This is a genomic window from Bacillus sp. S71, assembly GCF_016625265.1.
Lineage (GTDB): Bacteria > Bacillota > Bacilli > Bacillales > Bacillaceae_G > Bacillus_A > Bacillus_A cereus.
In genome coordinates, this window is record NZ_JACVUW010000004.1 from 129,858 (window position 1) to 155,989 (window position 26,132).

The window sequence follows — 26,132 nt, forward strand, 5'->3', positions numbered from 1 at the left end:
TTTATATATAAGAAGATTTCTTAATTGAAATCCTCGGATTTTTTCTGACGTATATGTAAAAACATTAAGGTGGTAATGATTAAGAAAATCATTATAGTTTGTATAATTAAGTTTTTAAACTGAAGCAATATTGTCCAAGATGTAAGGGTGTCTTTAAAAGCTTGGAGTGCAGAGTACGAGGAAGGATCAAAACCATACTGTAGCAACTTTTTTGTTTCAATAAATGAGATGTTTTCTTCATCTGCATCTAATATTACTGAAATTAGTCTAGTATCTCCTAGTTTTGCTGTACTGACAAAACTATAATTACCGTTAGTTGAAAAACTAGTTTGTAAGCCATCAACACCTTGAAGTTTAATGTTTTCATTAAGGGAATATATCATTTTATTCGTATTGAAAACCTGGGAATCTTTGAAGGTAAATTGGTAAGAGGTTAGTTTCGTAATATTCAATACATCTGGAAAATCTTTTACTAATCGTGCAGCTAGTTTAGCTGCGTCTATTGCTGTTGTAGTTGATTGTTTATTTGTATCATGATTAATTCCAGTAGAGTTTAGAAATGGAGATGGTTGTAATAACTGTAGTTCTTTTGCTTTTTTATTCATTAATATTGTAAAGTTATCTTCAGTTCCAGCAATGTGTTCTGCTAGAGCGAGTGCAGAACGATTATTCCCTGCCAGTAGCAATGCATGAAGTAAATCACGAACCGTTGTTTTATCATTCGATGTTACTTGTATAGGGCTTGTTTCTACTCGGAAAACTTCGTTACTTATTTGTACGAAGTCATCTAATTGTATTTTTCTATCATTTAGTTGTTCCAATACGATATATTCCGTCATTAATTTAGATAAAGTAGCTGATTGTACTGGGGTTTCTTCATTTTTTTTATAAACAATTTCACCTGAATTAGCATTTATTAAAATAGCTGATTTAGCTTGAATAATCGGACCATTTACATAAAGATAAAAATATAAAACGATAAGTGCAGTAATGAAAAAAGATAATAATAAAATAGCGAATTTTTTTAAGAATTGCATAAGTGATCCTCCTATTATGACATCAATAATAGTATTGTAAAAAGGAATGCTTAATTAGGAAGAAAGAAAAGGTAAAGAATTTCTAAAGAATTATAAAGGATTATTAAATTTAGGGAAATAATAGAAAAAGTTCAATTTCTTATATGATAAGAAATTGAACTTTTTGTTTGTAATATTAACATTTGTATGGAAGTAGTTTTACAGTGAATGTTGTTTTTTCGTCATCACTATATACTTCAATTGTTCCTTTATGCAACTCGACTATACTTTTTGCAATTGCTAATCCAAGTCCAGATCCACCAGTGTTTGTAGAGCGAGATTTCTCAACGCGGTAAAAACGTTCAAAAATATGAGGTAAATCCGTACTAGGAATAGGTTGTCCGTAATTTGTTATATCAATTGTAATCATATTATTGCTTTCATAAGCAGTAAGGTCAATATAGCGACCTTCGCTTCCATAAGCGATAGCGTTTATAATAAGATTTTCAAACACACGCACTAATTTGTCACCATCAGCTAATACCATAAGTTTTTGAGGCGGGAAAGAAGGCCGACATTCTATATTAGCTTCTTGAACCTGTATGCGGAATTGAACAGTTAATTGTCCAAGTAACTCTACAATATCAATAGGAACAGAATACAAGCTTAATTCTTTATTTTGAACACGTGTATATTCGAACAAGTCATTCATTAATGCATTAAGACGAGTTACTTTATCGTAAATGACTTGAATATAGTATCGCAATTCCACTTCATCTCTATAATTATCATGATGGATTAAATTTACGTATCCAACTATAGAAGTAAGGGGGGTGCGTAAGTCATGTGATACATTTGTAATAAGTTCACTTTTTGCTTGTTCCGCTTGTCTTTCTTCATCAATTGAGACTTTTAATTGTTCAACAATTCCATTGACCCCGATTGCTAATTCTTCTAGATAATTATGATTTACAATAGAAACTTTATGATTGAAGTTTCCATTTGCAATATAACGAATTTCTTCTATCATTTTTTTTATACAAGTTTCATAATAAAGTTTTTTCTCGTGACGATAAAAAATGTAAAGATAGGATGAAAAAATAGAAAATAAAAACAAATAAGATACAATCATCATCCATAAAGACTCTTTAATCCCTTTATACTTTTCATAACCAAAAATTCGAATGAATTCTTTACCGAGTTCCGTTAGAGTAAGTGAACTCTCAATTACACTCGTAACGAGGCGATAAATAATTAGTTCAGTAATAGGAGTGAGTGTGATAGCTAATAAAAGCCAAAAAATAAGTTTCCATTTAGGAATATCTTTTAATATATCAAATGCTTCATTTCTCAATTTTATAGCCAACTCCCCAAACAGTATGAATAAATTTTTCTCCATTTATTACTGTTTCAAGTTTATCTCGTAAGTTGCTAATATGGACCATTACCGTCTTATTTGAACCATAACCATCTTCATTCCAAACGCGTTCGAAAATTTCTTCTGAACTAAATACTCTTCCTGTATTACTCGCAAGTAAATATAAAATATCGAATTCAATAGAGGTTAGTTTAATATACTCTCCATTTACTTTAACTGTATGATTATGTTTGTGTATTTCAACAGAGCGAATACGAATAATACCATCTTCATTCTTTTGCGAAGTAGCATTTTGGAAAGAGGATCTTCGTAATAAAGCTTTCACTCTAGCTACTAATTCTAATGGATTGAATGGTTTGATCATATAATCATCGGCACCTGTCATAAGGCCTAATATTTTATCCATATCTTCTGCTTTTGCACTAAGCATTAGAATTGGTACAGTATTATTTTCACGTACTTCCTGACAAACTTCTAATCCGTTTCGTTTTGGCATCATAATATCCAAAATCATAAGGTCAACTTCATATGTAGAAACCTTTTGCAATGCTTCATCGCCATCATAAGCTTTATAAATGTTATAGCCTTCATTTCGCAAATAAACAGCAAGTAATTCAACAATTTCTTTATCATCATCAATAATTAATATATTTTTATTCATTGTGTAGTTCCTTTCCTTGCAAATCATCAACATTACTATAATATCAAACATTTATGTACTTGTAGCGATGATTCTGTATAAAATTTCATGTAACGTATTAAAAAGGAGTAAAAAGATTAATATCGAATATAAAATAAAAAGGATATTTAGATTCTACATTATAATGTAAGTTAGTTATAAGGGGGATTTTCTATGTTATATAATGATATATATTCATTTACTCCAACTGGAAAAATGGAAAATGATATTAAAGCCTTTCTACTAAAATATAATAAAGAGTTTACATATAAACATTCAATTCGTGTGGCAAATGAGGCAAAAAAGATTGCAGAAAAGTTTCACGTAGATAAAGAAAAAGCAGCAATTGCAGGATATTTACATGATATTAGTGGCATTTTTCCGAACGAGGAGCGGATTGCAGTTGCTGAAGAGTTTGGGGTAGAGATAGTGGAAGCAGAAAGAAAGTTTCCTATGATTATTCATCAAAAATTATCGAGAGTAATCGCAAAAGAAATATTTAAAATAGAAGATGAAGAAATTTTAAATGCAATTTGTTGCCATACAACGTTGCGTAAACATGCAACGAAAATGGATTTAGTATTATTTGTTGCAGATAAAATAGAATGGGATCAAAAGGGGACACCACCATATTTAATAGAAATAAAAAAAGGATTGGAAAAATCTTTGGAAAAAGCAGCTTTTGTATATATTTCATATTTGTGGGAAAGGAAAGATACATTGAAAGTTATACACCCGTGGCTAGAAGAAGCATATTGGGATTTAAAAAGAATTGTACAGTAGAAAGGACAAGGAAATGCAATTAAAAGAATATATGAATCAAGCATTTCCAGGAGTTACATTAGGACCCTACTTATTATCTCAGTGGGAAAATCATTTACATTTTGATTTCGGAAAAGATAAAAATCAAATTGTAGAAGGAACCGACGATTTAAATATGGAATACTTTTCTCAACTATATACATATAATAAATTCTTATTTGAAGACATATTTTCAAAAGAAGTTGTAGTATTTGTAGTGACAAATGTTTATAGATTTAAAAAGGAAAACATAAAAACTCCACAGAAAATAAATGTATACAATAAATATATTAAGAAAAGAGATTTAAGATTTCATATAAGACAAGAAACATTACCGTTTCTATTTGAAGATGAAGAAGCAGATTTATCCCGCTATTTGCCGGGCAGTAAGCCCCCCACTGATTAAAGTTTCACTTTATATTGTACATATCATTTTTCTTTAAAATGTCTTGCGGAAGATATTAAGTATGAATTGCTTATACAAGCTGCTAATCACGAGGATTTCTCTGCTCTGTATCCTCGATTTGGACGAAAAAAAGAAATTTCTTATCCAGATGTATTTCTCATAAATGAAACGAAAGATATTGTCATGTTTATGTATGATGATAGAGGATGTGAAGTAATTGCGAAGAATAAAGAAATAATACGAGATTTATATAAGAAATACAAAGAATGGATTCCAGATTATGAACGAGAAAGTATAGATAACTTATTTAAATGACAATAGGGGAAGTGAAGCGTGTAATGAAACGTATTGCAATTGTATCTGCATGGGAACCAGAACTGACGTATTTGCATCAACATTATCCGAGTGAACGTGTTGAAAAAAGAGCAGCTTGGGAATTTCATTTTCATACTATTAATGAGCTGGAAATTATATCAGTTGTTACTGGTGTCGGTAAAGTAAGCTGCGCTAGTTGTGTACAATTGTTAATTAGTGAGTTTCAGCCAGATGAGTTGTTTATGACAGGAATATGCGGAAGTTTATCAAACAAGGTGAAAAACGGTCATATTGTAGTGGCACTAAACGCAATACAACACGATGTTACTGCAGCTGGCTCAGGGGAAGATGCTTTTAATTTATATAACGGTAGAACAGCACCTATTGAAACAACAAAATCACTTGTAAGAAGAATAAAAAAAATACGATCATATGATCCAATACATTTCGGTACATTTTTATCCGGAGATCAACGTATTCGTAGTTCAGAAATGAGATATTTACTCCATACCGTATATGGAGCATTGGCAGTTGATCAAGAAGTAGCAGCTTTCGCCTATGTATGCCAAATAAATAAAAAACCATTTCTATGTTTAAAAGCTGCTTCAGATCAAGCAAATGATAAAACGAAAGAAGAACAAAAAATCTTTAAAATGCTAGCATGCGAAAGAGCATGTGAGCATTTAATTGCTTTTTTGCGTATTTATGAGATTAATGTAGTAAATAATAGATAGTTTGTTATAAAACAAATTAATAGTAAGTTATATGTAGGGAAATGTCCGTTCATTTCAAATTAAGAGCTGAAATTTATAATAGATGGAATATATTATATGGGTACATGTTGACGTTAATACAAGCAATTGGAGGGCAATTTTATATGATTCAATATAAAAGATGTAGTGAAGTAAATATTGATTTAGTATATGAAGCTTTTAAAGATGGATTTTCCGATTATATTATTAAGATGGAAGTTTCAAAAGGTGATTTTATACACCGTTTTTTGGGACCAGAAGGTAATTTGCTAGAACATTCTTTTCTTGCTTTAGACGGTGACAAATCAGTTGGCGTAATATTAGGTGGTATAAAGGATTATGAAAGTATAAAGACTATGCGCTGTGGAACATTAGCGGTTCATCCTAATTACCGCGGTATTGGTGTGAGTCAAAAATTATTTGAACTGCATAAAGAAGAGGCGATTCAACATGGATGTAAGCAACTTTTTCTCGAAGTCATTGTAGGAAACGACCGAGCGATTCATTTTTATAATAAGTTGGGCTATGAAAAAGTGTACGATCTTTCTTATTATAATTTAAATGATTTGACTAAAATAATGAACAAAGATTGTAAGGATATTGAAGTAAAACAATTAGAATTTCCAACTTTTAAAGATGAAATTCAGAAATGGTTAAACTTCCATATAAATTGGCAAAATGATGTTGATTATATCGAACAAACAAATAATGTATTTTATGGTGCATATGTCACTAATGACTTAAAAGGCTCTCTATGTGTAAATGAACAAGGTAAAATTAGTTTTATTTTCGTAGACAAAGATTATAGAAATATTGGTGTTGGGATGAAATTATTACAAGTAGCAAGAGAAGAATTACATTTATCAAGTTTATCAATTGGGTTTCCTAACAGTAATTTACTGGAGGGTTTTTTAAAGAAATGTAGATTTGAAAAGAATTCTTTAGCACAATATGAAATGTATTTATTACTCTAAGAGCGGAAAGATTTATTCTTTTCGCTTTTTATTTTGCTTTTATGTTGGTAAATGCTCCGTAACTATAATTTATAATGCGAAGGATTTTGTTTATCCTTAAGTTATTTTTTTAATTATCAATTTCATGCTAATAATTTTCTTTGTATAATATTCTAATTTTATGTAGAATAGATACGATGGGAGGGGATGAAATGAATAATGGATTAAAGTTTAAGATTTTTGAATTGCATTGTCTCGTTCAAAAGACTTATTCTGATATTAAAATGGCATGTGATATTGCTATTTATCAAGAAAACACTTCTAAATATTTAATTTCATTAGGATTTTTAAATAAATCATATATGACTTATATAGAAGCAAAAAGATTCTATCGCGAAAATGAAGAGCTTGTAAGTGTAGAATTTGATAATTTCTTTGATATGTATGATAAATTAGAAAACGAATTAAAACAAGTTATTTCAACTGAAGATAAAAATCCTTCATCGCTACATAGCAGACTTGATCAGTTTCAGCAGAAAGTTGAAAATATAAATGACCTAATAAAAGTATTGCAAAATGCTCGTTAATGAATGCTTTTTTCTTTTTGTATAGAAATTATGTATTAAAAACATTTTAGGGATATTACATATTGAAGAGGTGGCTTTTGTAGATTACAAAAGTCATCTTTTTATGTTAGGAATAGATTGTATACATTTTAGCAGTTTCATATAAATAATAGAAATTTATACGAGGTAAATATCATGGGAAATAAAAAAGAAATAGCTATAGTTGCATTAACAACAGGATTCGTTATAACAAGTGTAACACCATATGGAGTAGGTCATGCAGAGGAACCTGGTCAAATGCAAGTTGAAATTCAAGAGGATTCGTTCCGTACAGGTGATCTTACACAACCATCAAAAAAGGCACCAGAGAATGTAGTGAAAGATGCACTTAAGGAAAATACGGAGCATGCTTTGTCTCCAAAACAAGTTAGTGCAGAAACAGGAGTAGATTACAAGGTTCTTCAAAAACGTGGTTCTTATGATGGAACTACACTTGTGCGCATGCAACAAATTTATGAAGGAAAAGAAGTATATGGCCACCAGTTGACTGCTCACGTAGATAAAAAAGGTATTATTAAAAGCATTTCAGGAGCTAGCGCACAAAATTTAACACAAGAAGATTTAAAGAAACCTATTAATTTATCAAAAGAAGAAGCAAAACAATATATTTATAAAAAGTACGGAAACGATACTAAATTTATTTCAGAGCCAGAAGTTAAGGCAGTTATTTTTGTTGATGAAAATCATGGGCAGGCTAGCAACGCATATCAAGTTACATTTGCTGCTACAACACCAAATTATGTATCTGGAACTTATTTAGTGAATGCTCATAATGGTGATATGTTAAAAGATATGGTACAAGAATCAAGTTTGAAAATAAGTGAAGAGTATGTTGAATTTGTTAAGGAAAATAAAACTAACAATTTCACATCATTAACTGGAACAGGAAACGATGATTTAGGCGTAACTCGTACATTTGGTATTTCTAAACAGACTAATGGGAATTATGCGCTTGCTGATTATACAAGAGGACAAGGAATTGAGACATATGATGTAAATTATAGAGATATTACAAATGAAGAAAGTTATTATCCTGGTATACTAGCAACTAGCGTTTCAACAACATTTAATGATCCAAAGGCGGTAAGCGCTCATTTCTTAGCAACAAAGGTATACGATTTTTATAAAGAAAAATATAAGCGTAATAGTTTTGATAATAAAGGAAAAAAAGTAGTTTCAGTTGTACATGCATGGGATTCTGGAGGAACAAATGATCCTGAAAATTGGGAGAATGCATTTAGTACTAATATTAATAACATTAGTATGCTTTTATATGGAGATCCTATGGTAAAAGCATTCGATATAGCGGGTCATGAATTTACACATGCAGTTACATCAAGCGAATCTAACCTTGAATTTTCAGGAGAATCTGGGGCGATTAACGAGGCATTATCTGATATTATGGGAACGGCTATAGAGAAATACATAAATAATGGGGAATTTAACTGGACAATAGGAGAACAAACTGGATCGACTTTTCGTAATATGAAAAATCCAACTGCAATTAATTTTTCAGAAGGACTACCGTATCCTGATGATTATAGTAAATATAATGATTTAAATGGAGAGGATTATGGAGGCGTTCATTTTAACTCAAGTATTATTAATAAAGTTGCGTATTTAATTGCACAAGGTGGTACTCATAACGGTGTAAATGTAAATGGTATTGGTGAAGATAAAATGTTTGATATTTTCTATTATGCAAATACTGATGAATTAAACATGACTTCTGATTTCTCTGAATTGAGATTGGCATGCCTTACAGTTGCAACTAATAAATATGGAACGAACTCAATTGAAGTTCAAGCAATCCAAAATGCTTTTGATGCGGCAAAAATTACAGGAACAGTGAAAGAAAATGAAAAAGCAGTAGAAAACCAAGCTCCAGAGTTAACTGTACCGATTACCATTACACTACGTGTAGGAGATACGTTTGATCCAATGAGAAATGTAAAAGCTGTTGATAAAGAAGATGGTGATTTAACAAATAAAGTAAAGCATAAAGGCGATGTAGATACTTCAAAATCAGGTACATACATTATGGAATACATGGTTGTTGATTCTCAAGGGCGGAATGCAACGGCAACACAGACTGTAATTGTAGAGAAAAATGGAGAAACATCAGATTTAGAACCTGAATTAACAGTGCCAGTTAGAGCGACAATTTATGTAGGAGATTCATTTGTTCCAATGGCAGAAGTATTAGCTATCGATAAAGAAGACGGTAATCTCACTTCTAAAATCAAAGTTGATGGTGAAGTAGATACATCTAAAGCCGGTACTTACATATTAACGTACACGGTTACAGATTCTAAAGGTCATGAAGTAACGGCGAAGCAAACTGTAACGGTCAAAGTTAGAGAAGAAGTTAAAAATGATAAACCAATACTAAAAGTACCTGCTACAACTTCAATTACTGAGGGGGATCAATTTGATCCGTTGGTAGGAGTATCAGCTACTGACAAAGAAGACGGTGACCTTACTTCTAAAGTAGCGTATGAAGGAACTATAGATACAACTAAAGCTGGTACTTATGAAATAATATATAGTGTAAGAGATTCCGTGGGTAATGAGGTAAATACAATACAAAAAGTATTAGTGAAAGATAAAGAAACTAGCAAACCTAATGGTCTTGCTAATAAGACAAATAACAATAATATCTCAAATAACAGTAATACCGATAAAAAAGAATATACATATAAGGAGCTGCCAAAGACGGGTGTAAGTACAACTAACAGTGCAGCAATCGGCATATTGATGATTATTGCAGGTACAGTACTCACTTTGATTCGCAAATTTAGAAAGGTACAAAAATAATAGTAGGGATTATTCGTTTGAAGAAAAGAGTTGAGTATTCAAAAGAAATAAAGTAGAAAGTACATAAAATGAAATATGGATTTTTTACTTATTAAGATTTTAATAGTTAAGCGGTACATTTGGCTTTTATAAAAATTTGCAGTTGGATACTATTCTGTCTACAGAACTATATTACATATAAAACACGTTACTATTCTCATTAAAATAAAAGAATAGTAACGTGTTTTTTGATTTGAAAATAGCATAAATCCTATAGCTCATGAATATAGGAGTACTTCTAATTTGCCATTGATAAGTTACTGAAAACACTTTGTTTTAATGGAAGTGTCACTCTAAATGACAACATGAGATTTTCGATATTTACCAGGTGTTTCATTGGTGAATTTTTTAAAAATTTTAGTGAAATAACTTTGATCGCTAAAATTAAGCGAAGCGCATATGTCTGATAAGGGATAGGTGGTGAAAGTTAATAATTTCTTTGCTTCTTCGATTCGTTCACGTTGAATGTACTCAATTAATGAAATACCGACTTCTTTTTTAAATAATATAGATAAATAATCTGAATTCACATTTGCAAATTTAGCAAGTTGTTTAACAGATATTGGATTGTAAATATTTTTAAAAATATAGTTTTTGCAGATAGCAATAGTCTGTGAATGTTGCTGTGTTTTTTGTGCCTTTACACGGTCTGCAAAGGTACAAAAAGCATTTTTTAATAAATCCCAAACAGATTCTTTGTCTTTTAAATCTTCTGTTCTTTGAATATGTAAATCATAAATTTTGTAAGCAATCCCAGATGGAAGTCCCCCTTTTATCGCATATCTAGTAGCGAGCGTGATGGATGAAATACAAATGTTTTTATGACGTCTTAATTGATGGAATGAAGATAAAGATGAAAGAGTCTCTTGTTGGAATTCGTAATAATATTTGAGTACGGTTTCTTTATCCCCGTTTTCTATAGAACCAAGTAGTTGCTGCTCTATATATAAATTATGATAAATGGATTCGTCTTTTTGCATTGAAATATATACATCTTCGTTTAAGATTCTGCTATGACTTATATGAAGTGAGTCACTGTTATTTGAAAATGTGCTTACATCTGAATTTTTTTTATAGAGAATGTTATAGAACAATATTGCTATATTTACAAAGAAATTTTGATCTTTGACTGACAATGAAAAATAATGGTCTCTTGTTCTTTTATAATTTGGAATGAAATTAAGGTTACTATCCGTTTTACTTGTAGAAAAATTTACATGTGCCAAGGGCCCAATAATAACAGTACCGTTCACCATATAATCGCTCTTTATGTGAATTAAAATGAAGTGCCCTAGATGTTCGTGAGTTCTGAAGATGGGGAAATTATATGTATCATTTCTCTGAAAAAGCACATGTAACTGCTCTATTTTTGATGTATACAACGAATGTGAATCACTTTTTGATGTGAATTCTAAAAGAATATTTTTGTTACAATCTAAAAAACAAACTGGAATTTCAAAAGATTGGAAAAACATATTGCAAATGTACTCTATCTCAACTAGACTGAGCTTTTTAGTCATATTCTTCCTCCTTACAGTTATGCGTAATAGTTAAATAAACATATATTCCTTTTTTCATAAGTAGAAACGGAAAACCTTTATTAATAAAAAATATAAATAAAAGTTATAAACTTCTAAGAATAATACCATAATTTAACATGAATAGCACATATTATTTGAATATACAGGTAATAGTTTTGGACAGTAGCGTAAAATATGAATCGTCACACTTATTTGTTGGTTATTACTTATATGTATTAAAAATGATTAAGGTTGGATTTTAAATAGGGATAGGAAGTGAGAAATTAATATATTGACAGTAAGTGACTAGTCGAAATTAGCAGTGAAAGCTATTATGTAACAAATGTAATGATTCTTGAAATAGGGATATACGTGTAATTTAGGGGAGAAAATTACATATATCATGTGGAGAGACAACGTAATAATAGAAGATAAGAAAAGTGAATAAGTGATTGTAAACAATGGATTGTTGGACGACTATGTTTTATGTTATTCGTTTAAATCTGATACTTGGCACACTATTGCTTTTAAGAAGGTAATAGTAATAAAGAGATTTTTAAAATGATAGAAGTAGTAAAGGGGATAAGAGAAATGAAAAAAATATTTAGTGTGCTTTTAGTATTTTTCTTAACATTTTCTACATGGTCTAGTGTATTAGTAAAGGCGGATTCACCATCTAAAGGTACTTTAACGATTCATAAGTATGAACAAGAAAAAGATGGAGCGCAGGGACTAGAAGGTGACGGTTCTGCAAATCAAGAGGTGCCAAAAGATGCGAAACCATTAAAAGGTGTAACGTTTGAAGTAAAAAGGGTTGCTTCTTTTGAAAAAATTTCAAACGATGGGAAAATCGTAAAAGAAGACGTGAAACCTGTAATGGGAGCCACTCCAAATCAAGTAGTAACAGATGATAACGGACAAGCTGTATTAAAAGATCTTCCGCTAGGACGTTATGAGGTGAAAGAAGTGGCAGGACCTCCACATGTTAATCTAAATCCCAACACGTATACAGTGGATATCCCATTAACGAATAAAGAGGGTAAGGTGCTAAACTATGATGTTCACATGTATCCTAAAAATGAGGTTAAACGTGGTGCAGTTGATTTAATAAAAACTGGTGTAAATGAAAAAGCATTAGCAGGTGCAGTATTCTCTTTATTTAAAAAAGACGGTACAGAAGTGAAAAAAGAGTTAGTAACAGATGCTAATGGTCATATTCGCGTGCAAGGATTGGTGTATGGAGAATACTATTTCCAAGAAACAAAAGCTCCGAAAGGCTATGTAATAGATCCAACTAAACGTGAGTTTTTTGTTAAGAACTCCGGAACAATTAATGAAGATGGAACTATTACTTCTGGTACAGTAGTTAAATTAGAAGTGAAAAACTATGAAGAACCAACAATTGATAAAAAGATTAACGGAAAATTGGAAGCGTTACCAATCAATCCGTTAACTAATTATAATTATGATATTAAAACATTAATTCCAGAAGACATTAAGGAATACAAAAAATATGTGGTAACAGATACTTTGGATAATCGTTTAGTGATTCAAGGAAAGCCAATCGTGAAAATTGATGGAGCAGAAGTAAATGCAAGCATTGTAGAGGTAGCTATAGAAGGTCAAAAGGTAACAGCTACAGTAAAAGATTTCACAAAATTAGATGGTAAAAAAGAATTTCATTTGCAAATTAAATCTCAAGTAAAAGAAGGAGTACCATCTGGTTCGGAAATTTTAAATACAGCAAAAATTGATTTTACAAATAAAAATGATGTAATTGGAGAAAAGGAATCTAAACCTGTAGTTGTTGTTCCGACAACTGGAATAATTGAGTTAACAAAAATTGATGGTGCTAATAAGAATAAATTAAAAGGTGCAGAGTTTGTACTTAAAGATAAAAATGGAAAAATAGTTGTTGTAGCAGGAAAAGAAGTAACAGGTGTATCAGATGAAAATGGTGTTATTAAATGGTCTAACATTCCATATGGAGACTATCAAATTTTTGAAACGAAAGCACCAACATATACAAAAGAAGATGGTACAAAAGCTTCTTATCAATTATTAAAAGATCCCATTGATGTAAAGATTAGCGAAAATAATCAAACGGTTAAATTAACGATTGAAAATAATAAAAGTGGATGGGTTCTTCCGGTAACGGGTGGCATAGGAACGACTCTTTTTACTGTAATAGGCCTTACGTTAATGGTTACAGCGGCATTTGTTTTCTTTAGAAAAAAGTTTGCTAATAATTAAGATTTTAGGAACATGTAACTATGGGAAAAGGGGAGAAGCAAAATGCTTCCCTCTTTTCGATATTTAAGCATATACAGAGGTGGAAATATGAAACGAAATCTTGTTTTGGGAGGTATTTTTTTATTTGGATTAGGTGTTTTTTTATATCCTACTATTAGTAATTGGTTGGCGACTCGTGCACATTATTCTGAGATTAGCTCTTACGATAAGAAGATCAAAGCGCTACAAAAGAAAGAAGTCGAACGTAGGGAAAAAGAAGCAGCCGAATATAATAAACAAGTTCACACTTCCACGAAAACATTTACTGATCCATTTTCTGAAAAAAAAAGTAATCATCAAGCATATGCTGATGCGTTAAATTTAGGAGATGTAATGGGGTATATTGAAATATCGAAAATCAATATAAAACTGCCAATCTATCAAGGGACATCTGAGGAAGTATTGAGCCGCGGGATAGGTCATTTAGATTTTTCTTCGCTCCCGATAGGTGGAGAAAATACGCACACTATTTTAACAGGGCATCGTGGTTTACCATCAGCAAAATTATTTACAGATTTAGATAAGTTGAGTGAAGGAGATCTTTTTTATATTCATTCTTTAGACAAAGTTCTTGCTTATAAAGTAGATCAAATTAAAGTAGTGTTACCACACGAAACGGACGATCTACAAATTGTAGAAAATAAAGATTATACAACTTTAATTACGTGTACGCCTTATGGAGTAAACACCAATAGGTTGCTAGTTCGAGGTGTGCGTGTGGAGTTAAACGAGAAAGAAAAACAAAAAGTGAGTACAGAGATATTTATGTTTAATAAGTGGACTGTAATAGTTCCAATCCTATTGTTATGTGTGTTTCTAGTCGTAATTTATAAGAAAAGGTTAACTCGATAGAATGTATTTATTTATCCTGCATTAATGGGAAGTGGGACCGGAAATTCAGAGATAAGTAAAGAAAGTATAGAAAAGATGAAGTAAATCCTCATTGGTGAATATGTCATTTTATGCGACTATAGAAAAAATACGGTAAAGGTGGGAACAAAGGAATTGAGGCTACGATTAAAGCTGGTAAGTATTCATTTTATTGTTTTGTTAATGTTAAGTGTAAGTTTTGTCATATATGTACCAAAAGAAGTATATGGATCCACGACAAACTTAGAAGGTCTAGGTGATATATCGCGCTATAATGCTGTTGTCTTTGGTAACCATAAAGCAATAGGTGGCGACATTGAAGGAGCAATTGCAGTTCAAGGTGATATGGATGCATCGGGGTATACAATTGTAGGTGCTGCAGCGGGAACATCTAATATAGTAGGTGAAAAATGGGTTGATGAGGGATATCCGTCCTTGTTATTGTCTGGAAAATTTAAGAAATCAAGAGAAGAATCTTTTATCATTCAAAACGGAATAGTAGTAATGACAAAAGAGAGTGATCCAGATCGCATCATACAATCCTCTTATGATCGTATCGTTTATAAAGAAAAACTAGAAATTGACGCGAAATTTAATGAATTTCGCAATATAGTGAACCAAGTCAGTAAAAATGCAGGTCAATATAAAACAAATACCCCAATTCCAAATATGAGTCATGGAATCGGAAAAGATATAAACAATCCTAATATTTATGTTTCATCAGAATTGACAGGGAAAATTAATTTAGATATAAGAGATGTATTTTTACCAAATGCTAAGGACATAGATTTTATTGTTATGTATTCGGATGCAACAGAGGTTACATTTAAAAATGGATCTATTCTATATGACACGAACAATATTGGAAGGGCTACAGATATAGTTCCTACATCACAACCATATTCTCCTAATTCCCCGTTTACTGAGCTATACGGGAAAGTGATTTGGGTTTTTCCAAATGCGAAAAAAATTACAACAGAGGGATATGGTGTCGTTGGGAGTGTGTTTGCTCCAAATGCTGTATTAGAAACAAAAGGCGGCTCGATTAATGGACAAGCATTTGTCGGCGCGGTACAACAAACTGGTGGATTTGAATTTCACAATTTCAAATTTAACTGGCAACATTGGAACAAGCCTAGTACAGGAAAAATAAAAATAAAAAAGGTTGATAGTAATAATGTTAATAAAAAATTGATCGGAGCAAAGTTTCATATAGAAGATTCAAATAAAAAAGTAGTTGGAGAACTAGTAACAAATGAAGAAGGAGAAGCGATATCAAAAGACTTACCAAAAGGAAACTATACCTTAGTGGAAGTAGAAGCACCTAAAGGTTACGAATTATTAAAAGAAAAAATAACTGTAAAAATACAAAAAGATGCAGTAGTAGAAATTAAAATAGGAAATAAGAAATTGCCAGATCCAATGGGGAAAATGAAGCTTGTGAAAGTAGACATAAGTGATAAAAATAAAAAACTAGCAGGGGCAAAGTTTCATATAGAAGATTCAAATAAAAAAGTAGTTGGAGAACTAGTAACAAATGAAGAAGGAGAAGCGATATCAAAAGACTTACCAAAAGGAAACTATACCATAGTGGAAGTAGAAGCACCTAAAGGTTACGAATTATTAAAAGAAAAAATAACTGTAAAAGTAGAAAAAGATGCAGTAGTAGAAATTAAAATAGGAAATAAGAAATTACCAGATCCAATGGGAAAAATGAAGTTAGTGAAAGTAGACATAAGTGATAAAAATAAAAAACTAGCAGGGGCAAAGTTTCATATAGAAGATTCAAAAGGAAAAATAGTTGGAGAACTAGTGACAAATGAAGAAGGAGAAGTAATATCAAAAGACTTACCAAAAGGAAACTATACCATAGTGGAAGTAGAAGCACCTAAAGGTTACGAATTATTAAAAGAAAAAATAACTGTAAAAGTAGAAAAAGATGCAGTAATAGAAATTAAAATAGGAAATAAGAAATTGCCAGACCCGACTGGACAATTTGAAATTGAGAAAGTTGATGATAAGGATATCAATTTAAAACTACAAGGCGCTATATTTCAAGTCTTAGATAAAGAGGGTAAAGAAGTGGCTAGATTAACAACGGATGAAAAAGGAAAAGTGATTTCCAGTCAATTAGTACTTGGAAAATATACGATAAAAGAAATAAAAGCGCCAAACGGATACATGTTACTTAGGGATCCAATAGAAATAGAAATTACAGAAGCAGTAAAGACACAAAAAATAACAGTGAAAAATGCGAAGAATAATTGGGTAATTCCTAATACTGGTGGGAGCGGAACAACAATTTTTTACGTAATTGGTATTATGCTAATGTTTGCTGTGCTATATTTCTGTAAGAAAAATCGTATATTATGAACTAATTTTATAGAGTTAGACAGATCGTTGCGTTAGAGAGTTTTTAGGACATGAGTTCGGTATTGTACTGGACTCATGGTACTAAATTTGTTAAAGGAGGAAGGATAATAGTAAACATAGAATATATTAATGAATTAAAATATTTAAGAGGTGAACATGGTGGCAATAAAACAAGACGAAATTAAAGTAGTTGTCGGAGCTGGAGTGTTTAATAATAATCCAGGTTGGATTCAAACGCAAGAAGATGAACTTAACTTACTAGATAAAGCTACGTGGGAAGAAAGATTTGAATACAACTCTATTTCAGCTATTTTAGCTGAGCATGTATGGGAACACCTTACTTTTGAAGAAGGTGTAAGAGCAGCTGAAATTTGTTATGAATTTTTAAAACCATGGTCATATTCGGTGCGGAGTCCCTGATGCATTCTTTCAGGATGAGGCATATCAAAATATAGTTCAAATAGGGGGACCCGGTCCGAAAGATCATCCAGCAGCAAGTCATAAAATCGTTCATAATTATATAACATTAACGAAAATGTTTGAAACTGCTGGATTCGAGGTAGTTTTACTTGAATATTGTGATGAAAATGGTCGGTTTTATTACAACGAATGGGATGCAAACGACGGTGTTATTTTCCGTTCGAAAAGGTATGATTCTAGAAATAAAGGCGATAAACTTGGTTTTCCATCGCTAATTGTCGATGCGATTAAGCGTTAATCATACAACAAAACAGGAGTTAATCCTATGATTTCATAAGTCGCAAATGCGGCTTTTTTATTTGTACGTAAATCTATATTTAATTTTCAATATTATATAACTCGATTTAGAAAATATTTAAGTTTTTCTCAGCACCATTCACTTTAAATTAACACTTCGTTGTCATAAATATTTATTTTATATTTATATTCGTGTAAAATAAAGCGAGAACATACATTCTATATAAGGAGGCAATCAAAATGATAGCTGAAATTGGGAAACTAACTGATGGATATATTGTAAAATTTGAACGCGAATTTCCATATACGGTAGAGGAAGTTTGGTCTGTATTAACAGAAAACAGTAAGCTGAAAAAATGGATGTCCAATTTACAGATTGAAAGCCTTAAAACTGGTGGAATAATAAAGTTCGACATGATGGACGGTTCATTCATAAACATTGATATTTTAGAATGTCAACTAAACTCAGTACTTGAATTTACTTGGGATAAAGACCGTGTTCGATTTGAAATACATAAAGAGGAGAATGGTACTTTGTTACTTCTTAAAGAGTACATTCATGAATTAACAGATCATACACCGAGAGATATAGCTGGTTGGCATATTTGTTTAAATCTTTTTTCTTACGTTTTAAAAGGAGAAGAGAAAGAATTTTCTAAAGATGAATGGCAACAATGGTTTGAAATATACAAGGATAAGATTCATGAAACGAGAGGATAATTGCATAATAGGTAATATTCATTATGTAATTATTATATTTTAAAAATGCTTTTGTGAATAAATAAGAATAGAGGTTAATATGAAAGTAAATCAATTAATTGCTAATAACATAAATAAATTAGATGCAACTATACCGTTTAATAAATCGTTTGGAATTGCTGGTTTATCTGGATCGGGTAAAACAACTTTTTGCCAAACAATTGGTGAAGAATCAAAAAAACGATTAGTTTCTTTATTGCCAAAGGCTGAATATCAATATTTATTTCCTAACATTATGGAAACAAATTTTAGTGCCATTAAGATGGAAGAAATGCCTTTAGTACTTTTTCTAGGAAAATCATCGATTTCGTCTAATCCGCGTTCAACGATTGGTACTCATACTGGTGTTTTTACAGAGGTTCGGGAAAAACTTGCTGAGGTATTTAATCTTTCTCCAGAGGTCTTTTCATTTAATAATCAATTAGGCTGGTGTACTGGTTGTAAAGGCCGTGGTACTACAAAAAATGTTGAGTGTAAAAAATGTAAGGGAAAACGTTATAGTGAAGAAATTGAACAACATGAAATTAATTTGCTGGACAAGCCACATACAATCTCAAATATTAATGATTTAAGTATTGAATCTATTCTTTCACTAGCAAAAGAGTTAAATATTAGTGAAGAAAAACAGCATATACTGCAAAATATTATTAATATGAACATTGGTTATTTAACATTAAATCGAATTATGGGTACGTTATCAGGTGGAGAGTTAACACGACTTTATTTGGCCGAATTCATGGCAGTAAGTGAAAATGCTGTAATTATTATTGATGAGATTTCAGTTGGACTTGATCATGAAACATTATTGAAAATTTTGGAAGAGATTAAACGATTAGGGTGTAAAAATCAAATTTGGCTTATTGATCATTCAGATACGGTACTAGATACAACTGATGAGCAATTGTTCTTTGGACCTGGTAGCGGAAAATATGGCGGGAAAATTGTGAAAGAATCACCAAGACCAAAGTCAATACTGTGGGATCGAAATAAAGAAATACCAACAGAATATTATACATTCTATGATTTATATTGCCGTAATATCCAAATGGAGGAGTTTCAAATTCCTAAAAACAGGCTTGTAACGGTTACAGGAGAATCAGGATGTGGGAAATCTACACTTGTCAATGAATGTCTAGCTACAGATTTCTTGAAAAGATATCCAAAAGATAAATTAGTTATGGTGGGACAAGACCGAAATCAATCAATTACAAGTCGATCAACTGTAGCAACTTTCCTAGATATTAAAAAGAAACTAACAAAGTATAGTGAAGACATTGATGATATTTTTGAGCGCTCGATTGAGGATATTATTGATGAACTTCCAAATGAAGATATCGCTTATAAACGTTTGAGCCTACTAATTAAATTAGGACTTGGCTATTTAACATTAGAGAGAAAAACACAAACATTATCGACAGGTGAGTTTCAATGTGTTCATTTAGTTTCGGAATTATTTGCAAACACTAGAAATCCACATACATTATTCATTTTTGATGAGCCTTCAAAAGGTTTATCACAAAATATTTTAAATCAATTTATCGATAGTATTAGAGGTATTCTGCAAGATGAATCAGTTTCAACCATTATGATTGAGCATAATCGTTACATGTTAGAAAGCTCTGATTATATAGTTGATTTTGGAAAAAGGCAGAATGAATCTGTAGAGCATTTGGATGTTGTTAATCATGAGGATTACTATCGTCAAAAAAGTAATGTGAATAGCACAGAGAAAATAAACATCTCTTCAATGCTTAAGCAGAAAAAAGGAGTTCACTATTTAGAAGGGAATCATATTAACTATTTTAAAAATGCCGAAAACGTTTATAAGGGCGGTATTTTAAAAAGTTTATCATCAATGGCTAGGTTAATTTATGGTGAATATGAATCTGATACAATCGCACCTGTTGTTGCTATTGATCTTGAAAGACATTTATATAGTCAATATAGTTTCTTATATGAGATTGGTGGATTAATTAATCATATTGTAGCTGCTCATCCAATTAATAAAGATACGAGAAGTTTTGATTTCTATTCACAGGACAATCATTGTCCATCTTGTTCTGGACGTCTTCAAATTGAAGTTTTTGATAAAGATATTGCCATTCAAGATAAAAGTGTTCCATTTTGGGATGGGCTATTCGATCCAGAAATCATGAAGGTATTAAAATTTTATCAGCATGAAAAAATAGAATTTCTATTCGAAGAAATAAAAAATGAGCTTGGTCACGATTTGTCAAAAAGCTATAATGATATGTCAGAAGAAGAAAAGCATACGTTTTGGTACGGATATTTTGAAAAATCATTTTATGATAAAAAAGGAAAGACACGCAGAACATGGGTAGGGTTTAATACAATTATTGGTGGATATATTGTTATTTCAAAAGCACCTATTAAAGAAGAAATTAAGAGTTCAAAAAAAATGATGAAATGTCCAATTTGTGAGGGGACGGTTTTAAATCATCATAAACCACTTAAATTTGGTAACGTAGATATTCGTGAAATAATCAATCAGCCTATTAATAAAGTATTGAAAACAGTTGGTGATTTACCGGCACTTGTTAAATTGAAGTCTATTGTTGGTGGCGATATGGTATTGACAGAAGATGTTTCTTTATTGCCAAGAAAAGCACAAGTTGCATTGAAAATGTTTGAATTAGAACAAGCAAGCTTTTCAAACTATGAAATGGTGTTACAAAATGTCTTACCATTCTGGGGCGAAATAAAAGGAAATATCGAATCCATTAGTGTTAATAATCAGGTAACTGTTTGTGATTTCCCTAATGTTTATGAAACGAGAGAAACCATTATAGATAAGTATTTCACAAATGGTAAATATAAAAAACTTACGTATGTATACGAAGCATTTGGTTACAAAAAATTAGTTACCCAAATTAATAAAATTAAAAAAAGTAATCCATGTCCATTTTGTAAAGGTAAGAAAGTGATAACCGAAGATAATCTACATGATGGTGTCTTTAAACTAACAATTCCATGTGTAACTTGTAATGCAAGTGGTATTAATGACGAAGGGTTAAAAGAAGTTGTTGAGGGCGTGGATGTACAAACATGGTTAACTGGAAAAGTTAGTGATGTTGTGGATGAAAGCTTATTAACAGAAGCTGTTGCGCAAATACCAATTTTTAATCGTATTCGTGAGTTGAATAAACGAGATATGATGGCGGTTTATGAATGTCTTGAGAGTAATCAGTAAATTTTATTAGTTTATGTGTTATTAGCATAAATTAATAAAACATATATTCTTTATAATGTATATATTAGCGCAGTATGACTAATACAAGGTAATGAAAGAAGATCCAATTTCTTAATATCAAAATTAAGAAATTGGATCTTTTAGTATTTTTATGTCTCCATACAATATTTTTCAATAAGAAAAGAAGTAATATGGAAGGAGAGATAAAAAACTAATAGTGATAAACGATTAATATATTATGTAATTATTATATTATAAAATCTAAAATTAAGGTTGAAAACGGTTCGTAAGTGATATATTTTGTTTATTAATCTATTTTGCATTGTCTGATTTTTTGAATTTAACAGAAATATATACTTGAATGAAGTATATATTTCTGTTAAATTTATCCTATGGATAGAACAAGTTTAATTAAAGGTCATTTAGAAATGTGTGTATTATCTATTTTGTCGAAAAAGAAAAGTTATGGTTATGAGATTATGAAAGAACTTGAAATAAACAATTTAAAATTGAAAGGAGTAGGAAGTATTTATCCTATTTTAACTAAGTTGAAAAATCAAGAGTGGGTTAATACTTATCAAGAGGTAACAGACAGTGGTAAAGTAAGGATTTATTATGAAATTAATGAAAATGGGAAAATACGTCTTGAGAAGAAAATTAATGAGTGGTTAGAATTGCAATTGGACATTCAAACATTATTAAAAAGCGGTTTGAAAGGAGACCTTCTGAAATGAGGAATAAATTGATAGGTAAAGAAAAGCAATTTTTAAGAGACGTACTTAAGGAATTAAAGCAATACGATATTAGTTTAGAAGAAAGGGAAAATATTAAGCGACAAATATTAGAACATATTCAAGAGTGTCGTGAACATGGTGAAGACAGTATAGATGATTTAGGTACCCCTCAATTATTTGTTAAAGATTTTATAGAAATAAATGAAATTGATTTACAAGTTAAAATGAAACAACTTCAAAATGAAAAAGGAAAATTCAACACATTTATCTTACGTGGCATATTCATCGCATTTATTACTTACCTCATCTCGCAAACTACATTTTCAATATTTTTAACTGAATCATTTAATTCAACTAATAGCAAAAATACATTTAATTATAATATTTTATATCGCATATCAGAGAATCAATGGTGGAACGTTTTATTAATAATGATTAGCTTTATGCTCTCTGTAGTAGTGTTTATTAGCTTAGTAAGTTATAAAAAAAGAAAGCTATCTAAAGTATAATGAAGAAAACTATCTATAAACTATTTCAAATCTATATTCTTTGTAATGTAATAGTATTATGTATCATTCATCCAAAATCATATGCTCAGCAAGATATTAAAGCTACTTTAGATAAGTATATTGAAAAATTTATAAAAGAACAGAATATTCCAGGGGCTGCTGTTGCAATTGTACATAATAAAGATGTATTCTTCACTAAAACGTGGGGGATTACTGGGGAATCTGAAAAAAAAATAACTAGTAAAACACCATTTGCAATCGGATCAATAAGCAAATCTTTAACAGCTTTAGCTATAGTGAAATTAATAGAAGACAAAAAGATAAAATTAGAGGATTCAGTTCAACAACATCTTCCTTGGTTTAAACTAAAAGATTCTCAAATATCCTCATCTATAACAATCCAACACCTTTTAACTCATACAAGCGGAATAAACACATATGAAGGCTTATTAATATCAGATAAGCAATCCAAAAGTTCTACAGCATTAAAAGAAAATGTAATGAGACTTTCAAATGTAAAATTAACTGCTCTACCAGGAGAAAAATATCAATATAGTAATGCGAATTATATTGTTTTAGGTGCACTTATTGAGGAAATTACAAATGATACATATTCCTCATATATGGAAAAACATGTTTTTCAGCTATTAAATATGAATGGTGCGTCAGCAAGTAAAGAAACTGCATATGAAAAAGGCTATTTAACAGGTTATCAGTCGTGGTTTGGCATACCAAGAAAAAGTGTAGTGTCCTATGATAATGCTGGGGCACCGTATGGTTATATTACCGCGAATTTGGAAGATATGATTCAATTTATTATGTTTTTGAATCGGCAAGAAGACACTCAATTTTTAAAGAAAGAAAACATTGACCTTTATCTGTCACCACTTTATAACATAAATTCAGAAAAAAGCTATGGTTTTGGATTAAGAACAACAAGTATAAATGAAAGCGAAACGATGATTTGGCATTCAGGATCAACGCCCGATGCTCGTGCAGAAATATTTACTTTAAATAATAGTGGCTGGGGTGGTGTGATTTTAACAAATAAAAATCATGTATTAGAAGAACCAGCACTTTCAGTATTAAAAAAGGGGATTATTAGTATTTTGAATGAAGAAGAACCGGTTGATCCCCATAAAAGTATACCGTTTACACAAATTGTTATGTGTACAGTTATACTCGCGCTTTTCATTTCTTCAATTATGTTAATTAAAAAATATAAACATAAGAAAACTGTAAAAAAACTAACTTGGTTATTCATAGGGAATCTATTCCTACTATTATCTATTATTTTCATCCCACTTCTTACTTATAGTACAAGCTCACCATGGCGTACGATAAAAATATTTGCGGCAGATGTTGGTTTACTTACAAGTATTATAGTAATTTTATTAGCTGTGAACGGATTATTATCAATCTTTATAGGCATAAGACGGTATAAGGATAAATAATTAAAGAAATATAATTCAAGTGTTATAAACAGTTGACTCTCACACAATGTCATTGTTTAAGATAAAGTTGAGCTTCAAAGTAGATGTAACTTATAGGAGGAAATCATGTTTAAAATAGGGGATTTTTCTAAACTATCTTCCATTAGCATACGTATGTTGAGACACTACGATAAAGTGGAATTATTACAACCAGTAAAAGTCGATGAGCAGAGTGGATATCGATTTTATTCAGCTGACCAATTAAAAAAGGTAAATCAAATTCAAACATTAAAAGCTATGGGGTTTAATATTGCTACCATCAAAGAAATAATAGAATGCGATAATATAGATAGCATAAAAGAGCAATTTTTAAATCGTAGTGCTCAAATTAAAGAAGACATGAATAACCTCCAAAAACAATTACGTCTCCTCGAAGACTCAATGAAAACGATGAGAGAGGATGTTGTTGAGATGAATTATCATGTTTCAATAAAAGAAATTCCAGAAAGAACTGTAGCTAGTGTTAGAAAGATTATTCCATCGTATAATTGCGAAGGTGATTTATGGAGTGTATTAATGCAAGAAATTCAAATGAAAAATATTAGTATTGCCCAACCGAGTTATAGTATTGCGGTTTTCCATGATCGTGAATACAAAGAAAATGATGTAGATATAGAAATACAGCTAAGTATTCTAGGTAAGCACGAAAATACAAAAGACGTTACATTTAAAAATATGGAATCGACTAATGTAGCTTCTATAACAGTTAATGGAAGTTATGAACAGATGACAGCTGTAAATGAGGCTGCAGCAAAGTGGATTGAGACAGAAGGTTACAAATTAGCAGGCCCGATGTTTAATATTTATCATGTGAGCCCAGCGATGGAATCCGATCCTAATAAGTGGGTTACAGAAGTTTGTTATCCAGTTAAAGGATGATAAAGAAAAAAGGCATTAATTATATGCCTTTTTTCTTTATAAATATATCCATAAATATCAAGACAGGCCGTGACTGCCAAAAACCAAATATAGATTTACTTTTAAAAGCAGCGAAAGAACATAATCTATGGTTAAGAGACTATTTTCTTATTGGAGATACAGGGAGTACGGATATGATTGCAGCTGAAAGGGCGAATATGAAAAAAGATTTTGGTACGAAGAGGATGGGGAGAAAGCTCATTAACAAAGTATAGAAATTCGTGGATAGAAACGGTGCCTAATTATATAGCGGAAAATTTACTTGATACTGTGTGTTGGATTGAACATAATTTAATAACATAATAAAATTATAGTAAATTAGTTTGTAAGATGGTTAATTTAGGAGGGAAAATATTGATACATATAGATAAAAATGTACGAACATCTGGTGCATATGTAATGTATAAGAATTTATTTGTTTTTCAGGTTGGACCAACGAGTAAAGGTGATACATTAGGTGTAGTAAGACTTGGAGGACATAAAGAAGCGGATGAAACAGCAGTAGAAACTGCTAAAAGAGAAGTGAGAGAAGAAGCTACTATCAATATTACTATTTTGAGTTCACCAAGTACATATTATAAAGAGAACTGGAATGCGCAATCTAAGAAAATAAAGGTAGAAAATGAGATCAATCCAATATTAATTATTGATAGTCCAGATGAGAGTTTATCTATCATGTATGTTGCCTATTCAAAGATGCTACCTAAACCATCTTCTGAAACGAATGGACTACTGTTACTCTCTTTAAGCGATATTAGGCTAATTTGTAGTAAGGAAATAACACTAAAAGATTATATTAAGCAAGGTGGAATAGCTATATTGAAAGAAAAAATGGATATAGACTTAATCTTACAACCTTATCCGTAACTTATGTTTTTAGCAGAACTTTTAAAGGAGGATCCTGTATTATTTCAGCAGTTTCTAAATTAGTAACAAAAGCCACCTTTATAAGGG

General features: G+C 30.9%; 19 protein-coding genes and 3 pseudogenes. 18 read left to right on the top strand and 4 right to left on the bottom strand.

The features are described 5' to 3' along the window. Nucleotides 1-20: 20 nt before the first annotated feature. The 3 genes from IBT51_RS10855 to IBT51_RS10865 form a co-directional block, all read right to left on the bottom strand. The gene (locus IBT51_RS10855) at nt 21-1,037 is read right to left on the bottom strand and encodes a D-alanyl-D-alanine carboxypeptidase family protein (protein ID WP_063547342.1); all 1,017 of its coding nucleotides are present in this window, start codon (nt 1,035-1,037) and stop codon (nt 21-23) included. Between the two features lie 175 nt (nt 1,038-1,212). Then, entirely contained in the window at nt 1,213-2,370 is a 1,158-nt protein-coding gene (locus IBT51_RS10860; protein ID WP_200458336.1) for a sensor histidine kinase, read from the bottom strand. After that, nucleotides 2,360-3,055, bottom strand: a complete 696-nt coding sequence (locus IBT51_RS10865; RefSeq protein WP_001038807.1) for a response regulator transcription factor — start codon at nt 3,053-3,055, stop codon at nt 2,360-2,362. Before IBT51_RS10865 ends, IBT51_RS10860 begins: the two co-directional genes overlap by 11 nt. A 192-nt stretch (nt 3,056-3,247) precedes the next feature. Between IBT51_RS10865 and yqeK the strand changes: the two genes are divergently transcribed. From yqeK to IBT51_RS10895, 6 genes and pseudogenes are all read left to right on the top strand, one after another. Beyond that, complete coding sequence (gene yqeK, locus IBT51_RS10870; protein WP_200458335.1) at nt 3,248-3,856, top strand: bis(5'-nucleosyl)-tetraphosphatase (symmetrical) YqeK; 609 nt, start codon at nt 3,248-3,250, stop codon at nt 3,854-3,856. Between the two features lie 13 nt (nt 3,857-3,869). Further along, a pseudogene (locus tag IBT51_RS10875) lies at nt 3,870-4,595 on the top strand (DUF3885 domain-containing protein). Continuing rightward, on the top strand, nt 4,592-5,329 hold the full coding sequence (gene mtnN, locus IBT51_RS10880; protein ID WP_053564445.1) for a 5'-methylthioadenosine/S-adenosylhomocysteine nucleosidase: 738 nt from the start codon (nt 4,592-4,594) through the stop codon (nt 5,327-5,329). Before IBT51_RS10875 ends, mtnN begins: the two are co-directional and overlap by 4 nt. Nucleotides 5,330-5,472: 143 nt before the next feature. Then, complete coding sequence (locus IBT51_RS10885) at nt 5,473-6,321, top strand: GNAT family N-acetyltransferase (protein WP_069355614.1); 849 nt, start codon at nt 5,473-5,475, stop codon at nt 6,319-6,321. A 191-nt stretch (nt 6,322-6,512) separates the two neighbouring features. Further along, nucleotides 6,513-6,887, top strand: coding sequence for a hypothetical protein (locus IBT51_RS10890; protein ID WP_001059026.1), 375 nt, complete (start codon nt 6,513-6,515; stop codon nt 6,885-6,887). Nucleotides 6,888-7,061: 174 nt separating this feature from the next. Next, nucleotides 7,062-9,743: a M4 family metallopeptidase gene (locus IBT51_RS10895; protein ID WP_200458334.1), complete on the top strand. Its 2,682-nt coding sequence runs from the start codon at nt 7,062-7,064 to the stop codon at nt 9,741-9,743. A 332-nt stretch (nt 9,744-10,075) separates the two neighbouring features. On the opposite strand, the gene IBT51_RS10900 is transcribed toward IBT51_RS10895, so the two are convergent. Beyond that, complete coding sequence (locus IBT51_RS10900; protein WP_200458333.1) at nt 10,076-11,302, bottom strand: helix-turn-helix domain-containing protein; 1,227 nt, start codon at nt 11,300-11,302, stop codon at nt 10,076-10,078. Between the two features lie 591 nt (nt 11,303-11,893). On the opposite strand from IBT51_RS10900, the gene IBT51_RS10905 reads away from it, so the two are divergent. The 12 genes and pseudogenes from IBT51_RS10905 (at nt 11,894) to IBT51_RS10960 (ending at nt 26,108) form a co-directional block, all read left to right on the top strand. Continuing rightward, a complete protein-coding gene (locus IBT51_RS10905) occupies nt 11,894-13,555 on the top strand; it encodes an LPXTG cell wall anchor domain-containing protein (RefSeq protein ID WP_090976738.1) in 1,662 nt (553 codons plus the stop codon). Between the two features lie 87 nt (nt 13,556-13,642). Next, nucleotides 13,643-14,446: a class C sortase gene (locus IBT51_RS10910; protein ID WP_078385459.1), complete on the top strand. Its 804-nt coding sequence runs from the start codon at nt 13,643-13,645 to the stop codon at nt 14,444-14,446. A gap of 153 nt (nt 14,447-14,599) precedes the next feature. Then, complete coding sequence (locus IBT51_RS10915; protein WP_200458332.1) at nt 14,600-16,837, top strand: MSCRAMM family protein; 2,238 nt, start codon at nt 14,600-14,602, stop codon at nt 16,835-16,837. Between the two features lie 156 nt (nt 16,838-16,993). After that, nucleotides 16,994-17,555 (top strand): annotated as a pseudogene (locus tag IBT51_RS10920) (class I SAM-dependent methyltransferase). 239 nt (nt 17,556-17,794) lie between these two features. Next, nucleotides 17,795-18,274: an SRPBCC family protein gene (locus IBT51_RS10925; protein ID WP_088114703.1), complete on the top strand. Its 480-nt coding sequence runs from the start codon at nt 17,795-17,797 to the stop codon at nt 18,272-18,274. A 79-nt stretch (nt 18,275-18,353) separates the two neighbouring features. Next, nucleotides 18,354-21,524: an ATP-binding cassette domain-containing protein gene (locus tag IBT51_RS10930; protein ID WP_200458331.1), complete on the top strand. Its 3,171-nt coding sequence runs from the start codon at nt 18,354-18,356 to the stop codon at nt 21,522-21,524. Between the two features lie 392 nt (nt 21,525-21,916). Continuing rightward, nucleotides 21,917-22,258 (top strand): PadR family transcriptional regulator, encoded by a 342-nt coding sequence (locus tag IBT51_RS10935; protein ID WP_000376286.1) that lies wholly within the window; start codon nt 21,917-21,919, stop codon nt 22,256-22,258. Then, entirely contained in the window at nt 22,255-22,767 is a 513-nt protein-coding gene (locus IBT51_RS10940) for a DUF1700 domain-containing protein (RefSeq protein WP_001244707.1), read from the top strand. The genes IBT51_RS10935 and IBT51_RS10940 overlap by 4 nt, the downstream gene beginning before the upstream one ends. Next, the gene (locus IBT51_RS10945; RefSeq protein ID WP_088022914.1) at nt 22,767-24,221 is read left to right on the top strand and encodes a serine hydrolase domain-containing protein; all 1,455 of its coding nucleotides are present in this window, start codon (nt 22,767-22,769) and stop codon (nt 24,219-24,221) included. The genes IBT51_RS10940 and IBT51_RS10945 overlap by 1 nt, the downstream gene beginning before the upstream one ends. 105 nt (nt 24,222-24,326) lie before the next feature. Continuing rightward, entirely contained in the window at nt 24,327-25,139 is an 813-nt protein-coding gene (locus tag IBT51_RS10950) for a MerR family transcriptional regulator (RefSeq protein WP_078401766.1), read from the top strand. Then, entirely contained in the window at nt 25,136-25,393 is a 258-nt protein-coding gene (locus tag IBT51_RS10955) for an HAD hydrolase-like protein (RefSeq protein WP_234472619.1), read from the top strand. Before IBT51_RS10950 ends, IBT51_RS10955 begins: the two co-directional genes overlap by 4 nt. A 139-nt stretch (nt 25,394-25,532) precedes the next feature. Next, a pseudogene (locus IBT51_RS10960) lies at nt 25,533-26,108 on the top strand (NUDIX hydrolase). The last annotated feature ends 24 nt before the right edge of the window (nt 26,109-26,132 follow it).